Source organism: Bifidobacterium thermophilum (genome assembly GCF_002846655.1).
GTDB classification, from domain to species: Bacteria; Actinomycetota; Actinomycetes; order Actinomycetales; family Bifidobacteriaceae; genus Bifidobacterium; species Bifidobacterium thermophilum.
Genome location: NZ_PCGX01000010.1, coordinates 158,495 through 170,502 on the forward strand (window position 1 = coordinate 158,495; position 12,008 = coordinate 170,502).

At 61.2% G+C, this 12,008-nt stretch carries 9 protein-coding genes; 1 reads left to right on the forward strand and 8 read right to left on the reverse strand.

The window, feature by feature from the left end; translation table 11 throughout:
* The first annotated feature begins 1,164 nt into the window (after positions 1-1,164).
* Positions 1,165-2,202, forward strand: a complete 1,038-nt coding sequence (locus CQR48_RS06160) for a D-2-hydroxyacid dehydrogenase family protein (RefSeq protein WP_101452358.1) — start codon at positions 1,165-1,167, stop codon at positions 2,200-2,202.
* Between the two features lie 14 nt (positions 2,203-2,216).
* On the opposite strand, the gene CQR48_RS06165 is transcribed toward CQR48_RS06160, so the two are convergent.
* The 8 genes from CQR48_RS06165 to CQR48_RS06200 all read right to left on the reverse strand — a co-directional run bounded on the left by CQR48_RS06165 (position 2,217) and on the right by CQR48_RS06200 (position 11,995).
* On the reverse strand, positions 2,217-3,089 hold the full coding sequence (locus CQR48_RS06165; protein ID WP_101452359.1) for an ABC transporter ATP-binding protein: 873 nt from the start codon (positions 3,087-3,089) through the stop codon (positions 2,217-2,219).
* Entirely contained in the window at positions 3,082-4,098 is a 1,017-nt protein-coding gene (locus CQR48_RS06170) for an ABC transporter ATP-binding protein (RefSeq protein WP_101452360.1), read from the reverse strand. The genes CQR48_RS06165 and CQR48_RS06170 overlap by 8 nt, the downstream gene beginning before the upstream one ends.
* The gene (locus CQR48_RS06175; protein ID WP_180335136.1) at positions 4,095-4,967 is read right to left on the reverse strand and encodes an ABC transporter permease; all 873 of its coding nucleotides are present in this window, start codon (positions 4,965-4,967) and stop codon (positions 4,095-4,097) included. Before CQR48_RS06175 ends, CQR48_RS06170 begins: the two co-directional genes overlap by 4 nt.
* A 284-nt stretch (positions 4,968-5,251) precedes the next feature.
* Positions 5,252-6,220, reverse strand: a complete 969-nt coding sequence (locus tag CQR48_RS06180; protein ID WP_101452362.1) for an ABC transporter permease — start codon at positions 6,218-6,220, stop codon at positions 5,252-5,254.
* Between the two features lie 157 nt (positions 6,221-6,377).
* Complete coding sequence (locus CQR48_RS06185; protein ID WP_101452363.1) at positions 6,378-8,081, reverse strand: ABC transporter substrate-binding protein; 1,704 nt, start codon at positions 8,079-8,081, stop codon at positions 6,378-6,380.
* A 176-nt stretch (positions 8,082-8,257) separates the two neighbouring features.
* On the reverse strand, positions 8,258-9,034 hold the full coding sequence (locus CQR48_RS06190; RefSeq protein ID WP_101452364.1) for a type III pantothenate kinase: 777 nt from the start codon (positions 9,032-9,034) through the stop codon (positions 8,258-8,260).
* 77 nt (positions 9,035-9,111) lie between these two features.
* Positions 9,112-10,443 (reverse strand): bifunctional phosphopantothenoylcysteine decarboxylase/phosphopantothenate--cysteine ligase CoaBC, encoded by a 1,332-nt coding sequence (gene coaBC, locus CQR48_RS06195; RefSeq protein ID WP_101452365.1) that lies wholly within the window; start codon positions 10,441-10,443, stop codon positions 9,112-9,114.
* Positions 10,444-10,573: 130 nt separating this feature from the next.
* A complete protein-coding gene (locus tag CQR48_RS06200) occupies positions 10,574-11,995 on the reverse strand; it encodes an extracellular solute-binding protein (RefSeq protein WP_101452366.1) in 1,422 nt (473 codons plus the stop codon).
* Positions 11,996-12,008 lie beyond the last annotated feature (13 nt).

Genomic DNA, 12,008 nt, shown 5'->3' on the forward strand with positions numbered 1-12,008 from the left:
GCGCGCGAACCGGCCCATAGGAATCCGACAAGCTGGTAGCACTCCGCAGTCGCTTACTGCGATCTGTTCGCGGCCAGTCTCCATTGGAATGGCTGCGAACGAGATTCGGCGCCTATTTCCTCATCCATCAGGCGATATTCGTTAGGCGATAGGCAACAGGCGTTAAGCACAGTCAACCAATAATAGACAGCATCATCAGCCCGCATCCTCTGTCTCATCTCTTTGGTTGTGAGTCGCCACTCACAACCAAAGAGCTTCCACCCAACAGCCACACCTGAAATGGCCAACCCTCATGCTGATTGTGAGCGACCACTCACAACGAACAACTCGGTCAGACCATCCAGACCACGCATACCCCGACCCATCTTCCAATTGTGAGTCGCCACTCACAACCAAAGAACTTTCACACACCACCGCACCCACGACGGACAATCGCTCATGCTGATTGTGAGCGACCACTCACAACTAGCTCGAGCGCAGAGCGACCGACACATGCTTCCACACGAACAGCGCGTTGGTTGTGAGTCGCCACTCGCGACCAGTGGTTGAAAGGCGGAAACCCCGAACGCCGCCACACGAGTTGTCTGCCGATTGTGAGCACCGACTCACAACCAACGGACGTTGACTTACCAGTCGCCCCCGCAATGGCCAACCCTCACGTTGATTGTGAGTCGCCACTCACAACCAATAGGTAATATCGCACGGACAATAGGTGCAACGGAGGGATTGTCACGTTACTGTGAGCGACCACTCACAACGAAGTGGCATCGGCTCACCAGTCGCATCCACAATGGCCAACCCTCACGTTGATTGTGAGTCGCCACTCACAACCAACAACAGCGTAGGGCAGTCGACACACATTGCCGCACGAACGACTCATTGATTGTGAGTCATCACTCACAACGAAGTGGCATTTACCCACCAGACGTATCTGCTCCGACCGATCGCCGTACTTGATTGTGAGTCGCCACTCACAACCAAGTACAGTGCGGGGCGGCCGCCGCACACTATCGTATGAACGACTCATTGGTTGTGAGCGACCACTCACAATCAGGTAAGGGGCGAGGGATGTCGCTACACCGCCAACACCAACACCAGAACCAGAACCAACGCATCGAAATGCTCTCGCAACACTGCCGGCACGCGTGCGTCTAAGGTGGAAGCATGAGCGAAACATCAACATCAGCCGCAGCCGACATCCAGCCAATCATCGAAACACAGCCCGAACGCACCGATCTGCCGCTCGCGGTCATGCCGGTGGTCGTTGCCTCCATGATTCCGTATTTCAAGGAGAACATCGGCCTGTTGCACGACGTGATCCGTCTGCGCATGTACGGCGATTTCACACTCGACGAAAACACCATCGTCAGCCGTTGCCAAGACGCCGACGCCGTGATGGTCATCGGATTCCATGTCACCGATTCGATCTTCAACCGGCTGACTGAAAGCGTCCATGTGCGTTGCTTCGCATTCGGCGGCACAGGTGTCGCGAGCTACATCAACCTGCAGGCTGCCCGAGAGCGCGGCGTGCGTGTGTGCAACGTCGTGCGCTACGGCGATCATGCGGTCGCCGAGCACGCGTTCGCACTGCTGATGGAACTCGCCCGGCACGTCGGCGATCTCAACCGCCAAGTGCATGCCGGCAGCTGGGAAGGCGCCGACGGTTACGCTTTGCATGGCAAGACGGTCGGATTGGTGGGATTCGGCGGCATCGGCCAGGTGTTCGCCCGCATGCTCCAAGGGTTCGGCATGAACGTACTCGTGTGGAATTCACACCTTGATCAGGACGCAGTCGCGCGGCTCGGAGTCACACCGGTCGACGATATGAGCGATATGTTCCAGCGCTCCGACATCATCTCCCTGCACATGCCGCTGCTCGCCGCTACCAAAGGCATCGTCACCGCGCAATCGCTGGAGCATATCAAGCCCGGGACGCTGTTCATCAACACCGCGCGCGCCGAGGTCATCGAACAGGGTGCGCTTGCCAAGCGTCTCGCCCGCGGGGATGTGAAGGCCGCGTTGGATGTGTTCGAGCATGAGCCGCTTCCCCAAGACGACCCGCTGCGCCGGATTCCGGGCATCATTCTGACCCCGCATGTCGCGTGGCGCAACGAGGAAGCGTATCGCAACTTGACTCGTCAGGTCTTCCAATCGGTCGCCTCGTTCGCGACCGGCGACGAGTTCAACGCAGTCGTCAAATAGCGGCTATCCGCCGATCACCATGCGGCGGCGTCGATGAGTTGTTTGGTATAGGCGGATCGCGGATGCGTAAGCAGGTCGCTGGTGGCGGCGGTCTCCTCGATTCGCCCGTCATGCAGCACGACAATCCGGTCGGCAATATGCTGCACAACTCCCAGGTCGTGGGACACGATGACCATCGCAGTCCGAGGCCGTTTCCTCCGGATTTCCGCCAATGCGTCCAGAATCTGAACACGCCCTGAGACGTCGACCGCGCTCATCGGCTCGTCAGCAAGCACGATGCGCGGTTCGGCGACTATCGCCCGCGCGATGGTGACCCGCTGCGCCTGCCCGCCTGACATATCGACCGGATACCGTCCGATGAACTCATCTGGATCAAGCCCGACCATCCCCAACGCCCGGCGGACCGCACCGGCGATATCGTCCGATGCCGCTCGCCTCCCGGCGTCGCCCGCTCTATGCCCGGCTTGTCTTGCAATCAGTCCTTCCGCAATCGATTCCCCGGCCGTCCAGCGCGGGTCGAGTGACGTGAACGGATTCTGGAACACCAGCCCCGATTCGTTTCTCAGCCGTAGCATGCCCAGCGAACGCACTCCGCTCAAGGCAACGCCTCGATACGTAACCGTGCCCGAATCGGCCTGCTCCAAGCCGAATGCAATGCGGGTCAGCGTGGTTTTTCCGGACCCCGACCCGCCGATCACCGCCAGACACTCCCCTTCGGCGACATCCATATCCACGTTGAACAGCACCTGGGTCCGCCCAGAACGGGAGCCGAAGGACTTGTCGACCCCCCGCACGGACAGCAGCGGTTCCTTCTTGTCTGACGCGACATCGCGCCCGTCGGTAACGATGACTTCTGCCGATACGGTGTTCCTGCTTTTCTCACCCATGGTGACGCTCCCGATTCGCACCCATACGCGCAGTGCCGTCCATATCCACACCTGCACCCACACCCGTGCCCAGTGTCAGCAGCTTCGCGGCACGCACCAACGCGCGTGTCGCCGGTTCCCCAGGATTACGCAGCAAATCTTCAGTTCCACCCGTCTCGACCACACGCCCGCCGTCGATGACGACGCATCGCGTAGTCGCCCGTGAAAGCACCGCGAAATCATGGGTGATGAACAGCATCGATGCACCGGCCGATTCGACCAACGAAACGAGCAGATCGATGATGGAACGCTGCACAATCGCGTCAAGCGCAGTGGTCGGCTCATCAGCGATAATCAGCCGCGGCGAGGTAATCAACGCCGTGGCGATGCCGACACGCTGCTGTTGGCCGCCGGAGAGCTCATGCGGGTAGGCGCCCGCGAGTCTTGGCGGCAGGCCGACCCGTTCCAGCATGGTCATCGCTCGGTCGTGCCGCTCATCTGCGTCCAAATCATAATGCAGGCGCAGCGGCAGACAGACCTGTTGCTCAACGGTCAGCACCGGATTGAGCGCCGCTCCGGGGTTCTGGAACACAAGCCCAACGTATCGACCGCGCAAATCGGCAAGTTCCGCATCATCCATGGTGTCGACCCGCTTGCCGCCAATGTTCAAACTGCCGTCCACGCGCGCGCTTCGAGGCAACAAGCCGGTCACCGCTTTGACCAGCATGGATTTACCTGACCCGGATGCCCCAATCAGCCCAACGCGTTCACCAGCGTCGACATGCAGAGACACCCGCTTCAATACAGCATGCCCGCCGATGGTCACATTCAGATCGCGGACATCAAGGATTGTGGGGCGCGCACTACCGGCGGCGTTCGTCGCACGGCTCACGTCGGCATGACCAACACCGGCATTGTCTGCACCGGCATGACCCGCATCGGCAGCACCGCCCGCACCGGTGCCATCGACCCCGGCAGCATTCGCAGTCATGCCGCCCATATTCGGCTCACTCGCATCCAGATTGTTCACGATTCCGCCTCCTCGCCTCGATCTGCCGGCCCTGAACGTCCGACCTCCACCCGACGCAGCTCAGGATTGGCCAACGGGTCCGCACAATCGCGAATCGCATCACCCAGCAGATACAGCGCGGTCACCACGAGTGTGACTACCAAGCCCGGCCACAGCACCGTCAGCGGATACACGCTGATCAGCCGCACCGACGTGGTCAGCGAATGCCCCCAACTCGGCACGCCCGACGGCACACCGACACCCAGATAGGTCAACCCCGCCTCGGCCAGAATCGAAGTCCCCGCACTCATCGACAGCTGCACGGCAAGCACCGGGAAGGTCGAGGGCACGATATGCCGCACGAACACACGCCACGGGCCGACACCGCTCGCTCTGGCCGCCTCCACATATGCACTCCGGGCTGCCAAAGCCGCCGTCGGCCTTAGTATTCGCGCCATATTCAGCCCGTACGTGATACCGCACGCCGCGACGACCACCGCAATTGACGTGCCGAAGGGAACGGCAAACAGCAGGGCGAGCAGCACCGTCGGAATCGCAATCAGCGCGTCCACGACCACTACGCTTGCCGAGGCGAGCATCCGGCGGGTCGATACCATCGCGGCGGTGAGCGCGAGTCCAATCGCCGCGGACACCAGTACAGTCAGCACGGCAACCGCCAAATCCGTGCGTGAGCCGGCCATCAGCCAGCTGAGCACATCCGCGCCCACGCCATCCGTACCGAGCGGATGGGCGGCGGACGGCGACGCCCACGCATTGCCGCCATCGGTATGCAGCAGCGGGTAGGGCGTCCACACAAGCGACACCGCGGACACGACCAGCCACAACGCCATGACAATCAGCGCAAACCGCCCGCCCGGCCGGCCCCACATGCCGCGCAGGATGATCCCGAGTCTGACATGCAACGGCAATCTGCCGTAGAAGCCGCCGCGGGACGGGCGTCTCACAGGCCCGACATGCCGCGAATCCGCGGTATTGGCAGGATGCCCGACATCGGCAGGAAGCCTGGTTGCACCCGGATGCCCTGCATCGCCCGAAAGCTCAGAAAGCCTTGTATCAGCCGAGGGAACGATTGCCTCGGATTGCCCCGACGATGTCGGACGCCCGGTTTCCTGCGAGCGCCCACGACGATTACGCGATGAAGCCATATCTTCCCTCACCCCCGTTCCTCGGATTGCTCGCCCAACCGCGGGTCAAGCGCATGATGAAGCATATCGACCAGCACGCCGAGCAGCAGGAAGAATGCGGCGAGCAGGAACAGTTCGCTTTGCACGGCGACCAGATCACGATTGCCGACATCGCCGATCAGCATGGCGCCCAATCCGGGAAGATTGAACAGACTTTCAACAACCATGACGCCGGTGACCATCTGTGCGAAAGTCAACCCCGCCACCGACACCAGCTGCGCGGCAGACAACCGCAATCCCACGCCGAGCATCGCCTGTCGACGCGACATCCCACACGCCATGGCCATCGCCACGGCGTCGCTGTCCTCCATCGAGATCAGACAGGCGCGGGTATAACGCATGATTGCGCCCCCCGCCACCAATCCGGTCGCAATGGCGGGCAGAATCAACGATGCGAGAGCCGCTACCGGGTTGCGCCAGCCGGCATCGGGGAATCCCTGCGACGGCAGGATGCCGACAAGTCCGACCCCGCGGCCGAACAGCATGATGAGCAGCAGCCCGCCCCACAACGCCGGCACCGCACCACCGACGATGGCGAGGATATGCAACACGCCACGCACCCGCGAATTCGCGGCAAGCACCGCCTGGCAGCCAAGTGGAACGCCTACGCCAAGGGCGACGATCAGGCTCAATACAATCAGTGGCATGGTGATGGCCGCATGTGACCCGACCTGTGAGGAGACCGAGCGTCCGCTGATTGCAGACACCCCCATATTCCCGTGCATCAGACCCGACAACCAATCCGCATATTGCTGCGGATACGAACGGTCCAGCCCCATCTGCGAGCGCAACGCAGCCACGCGCGCAGGCGTGGCGTTCGTGCCCGCCATGACGGACGCCACGTCACCCGGCAGAATCCGCAACGTGACAAACACCAGCAGCGACAGGCCAAACAGGGCGGCTACGAACAGCACCAGCCGACGAATCAGATATCTCATTGCCTTGATGCTCCTTGCCTATAACTCTTGCCGCGTATCACCGCGTCCTGCCAGATGTTGCCGCGTTGTCTTGCCGTATATCGTGCCGCGTATCGCCGCGTGCCGCCAGTCAGCAGTCTGCTGCCAAACCGTATCGCAGCCGTTGCGCCGCTACGCTCTACGCCTGTGCCGGCGTATACGTGACCTTCCACAACGGCAGCACACTCTGGGTCAGCCGGGAAGGGAACCCAGTGACCCCTTTGGCCTGTGCGACGCTCACCCGGTAGTCGAACAGCCAGTCGGCGGGTGCATCCTCGCTGACAATCCTCGCCGCCTGCTTGAGATAGCTTGCGCTGTCCTCGTCGTCCGTTGCAGCGAGCGCCTTGGCGTACAGCGCCTGCACCTGCGGATTGTCGTAATGGTAGTAGTAGTCGGGCTGCGTCCACTTGTAGAAGTCGTGGCTTTCCGCATGGTCGACGAGCGAGAGGTCGTAATCGCCGTTGGTGTGCACGTCCTGAAGCCATGTGGAGAATTCCACGCTGTTGATGCTCAAATCGATGCCGATGCGGCTCAATTGGCTGCGCAGCTGCTCACCAAGCTCGGAACCGTAGATACTTGTCGCGTAGGTGAGCGTCAGCTTGAGCGGGTGACTGGTGGAATACCCCGCCTGTTGCATGAGGCTCTTGGCTTTGGCGGGATCGTACGGATACAGGCCGGTCAAGTCCTCGTAGCCGGGGTCAACGGACGGGATTGGCCCACCGAGCGCCGCATCCACTCCCCCGCGCGAGGCGATGATCTCCTTGTGGTTAATCGCATAGCGGATTGCCTGCCGTATGCGTTTGTCGGAGGTTTTCGCACCCGTGCAGTTGAACGCGAGCACGAATTTGTCGCTGCCGTCGTTCGCCTTGACGGTGTATTTCCCACTGCTTTTGAGCTTGCCGGTCATATTCGCGTTGACCGGGGACAGCACCTGCACGTCCCCGCTGGTCAGCGCGTTGAGCGCCGCGTTGTCGTCCGGCAGGAAGCGCACGGTGACTGTGTTCGTGCGGGCCTTGTGCGCGCTGCCCCAATATTTCGGGTTCGCCTGCAGAACGAGCTTGCTGCTGGAATCGAAAGACTTAACCAGATACGGCCCGGAACCGACCGCCGTGGTTTTCGCGTCGTAGTGCGCGTCCTTGTCGAAGACCAAGCCGGGCCGGCCGGAAAGGTACCACAGCATATTCGCATCGGGTTGGCTTAGCGTGAGTTTCACGGTGGTCGCGTCCGGGGCGTTGGCTTGCTTGAGGTTCTCGACCTGGTCGCTGTTGTAGTAGTGCTTGGATTTGAGCTGGTTGATGGACCATGCGACATCGGTGGCGTCAAGCGTGTCGCCGTTGGAGAAGTTCATATGCTCGTTGAGCTTGAAGGTGTAGGTCAGCCCGTCGTTGCTGATGGTCCAGCTTTTCGCGAGACCGGGTTCGACCTCGTTGTTGGAGTTGCGTGAGACGAGCGCCTCGTACACGTTGCCGATGAGCAGCTGTTCGAGCGCGGAACCGGACTGGTTGCGGATGTCGAGGCTCACGGGCGCGAGTTTGATGCCGATGGCGATGCTGTCTGATTGGGTTGGGGTGGCCGTCTTGCGCGAGTGTGAGTTCACGACGGCGATGCATGCGACGAGCGCGACAATCACCAAGGCGGCAACCACCCAGATGATTGGGCGATGCCCGTCATGCCTCTTCTTGCGTTGCTTCGCGTGCGCATTCAGACTGGCGTCGGTGCTCGCGTTGGTATCAGCGTTCGCGCCAGTATTGGCGCGGGTGTCTTCCGTCGCATGCGGCGGCTGGGTTGTGGTGTCTGGTTCGGTTGCGTCGGATGTACCGTACGCACCATTGGACTTGGCCATGGTTGCTCCTCTGTTCGGCCGTTGAGCCTGCTTATGTTGAGTCGGTTGGCCGCCCATGCGGGTCGACCACCTCACATCATGATACGCGTGCAGGCGGATTGTCTGGTGCCGCCCGTCCGGCCCCGATTGCGCTCCGGCCCTCTGCCCGTGTGCGCATCAAAGCCAAACCGGCGAATTCAGCGGGTGTTGCGCGCGTAAATCGATGCCAATCCTTTGAAAATCAAATCGGGGTCATATACGTCGATCAGGTCGGTATCGTCCTTGAACATGCGTCCAAGCCCGCCGGTGGCGATGACGCGGAATTCCCCGTCGATCTCCTGCTGGAACTGTCGGATGGTGCGTTCGATGCCACCGAGGAAGTTGTAGTAGAGCCCCGCCTGCATCGCGTCCTTCGTGTTCTTCGCGAGAATCGACTTGGGCCGTGTAATCTCAACTTCCGGCAACTGGGCGGTTTCGTTCCACAGGGCCGTCGCCGCGGTGCGGATGCCGGTGGTGATCAGCCCGCTGCGGACGCTGCCCTTACTATCCACGTAGTTGAAGGTCGTGGCCGTCCCGAAATCCGCGACAAGCGCCGGCCCGCCGTAGGTGAAATACGCGCCCACGCAGTCGGCGAGGCAATCGGCGCCCATGGTTTTGGGATTGTCCATGACCACGTTGATGCCCGTTTTGATACCCGGACCGACAATCATCGGGTCGATGCCGAGGAATTTCACGATGCTCGCACGGAAGGAATGCATGACTTTCGGCACGACAGACACGATAATCACGTCCTGCACATCGCTCGGGCTATACCCACTCATCGCGAGGAATTCGGTGATCATGAGCCCGTATTCGTCCGACGTGTGGTTGGCTTTCGTGGTGATCCGGTAGGTGCCCCTCATCTGCTCCTTGTGGTCCCCATCGAGGAAGCCGAGCACGATATTCGTATTGCCGATGTCTACTGCCAGCAGCATGGGCGTCCTTTCATCCGCGTTTTCGTAATTGCCCTCATGATCCGGATTCTTTACAAACCTCCGGGTGCCGATTCGCTCTAATCCGCCAGACGTTCCTGCCGCATCCGGGCAAGCCTGCCAAGAATGACAGCCGCAAGGTCGCGCTTATCCATCAGTGGCTGCGGTTCTGCGTGGATTGTCGACCCGTCCTCGCCCGCGGTGGCATTCTTGTCAGTATCCGGTGTGAGGATCACCACCCGGTTCGTATCGTGCGCGAAACCGGCCCCCGGTTCGTTGAGGTCGTTGGCGACGAGCATGTCGCAATGCTTGCGTTCCAGCTTGGATTGCGCGTTTGCGAGCAGGTCCTGCGTCTCCATCGCGAACCCGCAGACGAGCTGCGAGCCGTCCGGGCGTTTGTGCTCGCCCGCCCAAGCGAGGATGTCCGGGTTCTGTACCAGCGTGATCGGCGGCATAACTCCCCCGGCTTTCTTGATTTTCTGCTCGCTGCGATGCTCCGGGCGGAAATCGCCGACCGCGGCGGCCATGATTGCGATATCCGCCTGCGCGAAGTGGCCATGTACCGCGTCAAACATCTCCTGCGCGGTCTGTACATGGACAGTGTGCACGCCGTCCGGCTCGTCAAGCGCAACCGGCCCGGATACGAGCGTGACCTCAGCTCCCATGGCCTGCGCCTCCTGGGCGAGTGCATACCCCATTTTCCCAGTCGAATGGTTGGTCAGGTACCGTACCGGGTCGAGCGGCTCCTGGGTGGGGCCGGCAGTGACCAGCACGTGTAATCCGGTCAATTCGTCGTTCGCAGGCTGGTCGGTCTCCGTCTTCGTGCCGCATCTGCTGGCGGCCGCACTCTCGGCGGCCTGTTCAACGGCATCCTCGATGTCCTCCAAATCGGCAAGCTTGCCTTTGCCGGTGTCCTGGCAGGCGAGCCGCCCGGTTGCCGGTTCGACGATCGTCCACCCGAATTCGCGGCATGCGGCGATATTGCGCTGGGTGACGGGATTGTTGTACATGCGCGTGTTCATCGCCGGGCACAGGATTTTGGGACCCTCATATGCCAACACCATCGAAGTGAGATAATCGTCGGCGATGCCGTGTGCGATTCTGGCGATGATATCGGCGGTCGCGGGCGCAATCACCAGCACGTCCGCCCATTTCGCGTCATCGATATGGCTGATGCCAAGCCGCTGCGCATCCAATGCATCCTGGGAATCCGCGGTATCGGGGAACATTGCCGTGCGTACCGGCGTGTGAGCGAGGGACGCGAACGAAAGCGGGGTGACGAACCGTTGCGCGGCCGCGGTCATGGCGACCCGCGTCTCATACCCGCGTTTGCCCCAATCACTGACCAGTTGGCATGCTTTGAACGCCGCGATGCTGCCGGTGACACCGAGCATGATATGGGTTGAAGCCATACGACCTCCCAAACGCCGCGCTGTTGCGGCGGTCTGTACTGTCGCTGCGGCGGTCGCCGTCAGCGCTGCCGCCAGTATAGGCTGCGCAACCGACGTGCCGCAGCGAATACAGGTTTCTACATCCCCTGCATCACTGGATGGTGAAGCCCTGATTGACCCCGTACTCCTGAATGTCGTTCTGCCAACTGGCGAGCGCTCCTGCGAGCGAAACCTTCGGCCCCGGATCGTCCGGCACAGTCACGGGATTGCCGTCGTCGTCGGTCATGCCCGCCTCGAAACGCTTTTTGGCAACGATCCGCCGCTGGTTGGCGGACTCCCACTTGTAGGCCTTGCCCATGGTCGCGCGGAAATCGCTGCGCGCATACACTTCGAACGGCAGATACTGGTATCCGGAGGACACGTTCTCCGCCGCCTGCGCGAGCACCTTATTGAACTGTTGGCCGCCGAAATACGGGATCTGGATGCCGCGCGAGTCGCGGATGGTCGTCTTTTCAAGGAAAGTCTTGGATTCCAATGTGGAAGTATCTGCGGGGAAAGCCCCTCCGTCAACGCGCGTGGCAATACCTTCGGCATCATGGCACACATATTCGATGAAGCGGTATGCGGCTTCGGGTTTGCGCGTCGTGTTGAGCATCGTCAACGCGGACCCGCCGATTTCAGCGTTGGCTGTGCTACCGTGAACGGTCGGGATAGTGCCGACCCGCCATTGTCCTGCAGCTCCGGGCACATCGGACAACAGCATGGAGGGCATCCACGCACCCGACAGTACCGAGGCGACGGTTCCGTTGCCCAGTGCGTTCTTCCACCCTGTGGACCATGTGGTCAGCCGGGTGTTGATCAGCCCTTCATCCATCATTTTCTGCCAGTATTCGAGGAAGGTTTTCGTGCCCGTGTCACCTTTGAGGTTCACCGTGACGGTTTTGCCGTCTGAGGAGGTCCGGTACGGTCTGCCGCCGGCGAGCCAGATCATCGCGTTGAAGAAGCTTGCATCCCCGGCGTCCGCGGCGATATACACCCCGATTTTCTTGAGTTTCTTGGCCGCCCGGTAATAATCCTTCCACGTGTGGATGGTTGTCGGGTCAACCCCGGCCTGCCTGAACACGCTATCGTTGTAGAAGAACGCCATCGGGCCCGAATCCATGGGCAGGCCATAGATACGGCGGCCAAGCTGCACCGAGGACCATGTGCCGGTCGTGTAGAAGTTCGCGTAGCCTTGCGCGCGGTCGGTCAAATCACGCAATTGGCCACTGACCGCATACTGTGGCAGCGCAAAATATTCAATCTGCGCGACATCCGGCAGCCCATACCCGTCCTGGATCGCCGTATTGAGGTTCTCGTAGCCGCTCGTGTTCTTCACGATGACATGGACGTCAGGGTTCGCGGCCTCGAAGGACTGGGCGAGCTTGCCCATGCTCGGCTCCCATGACCATACGGTGATGACGGTGCGCGTGTCCTGTACCGCGCATGCGGCGACCGTGAGCAGCATGCATACGGACATGACGGCGGACAACGCCTTCGCGATGAGGTGCCGTCCGCGGGATGGTCGTGTCATGCTGCTCCTTGAT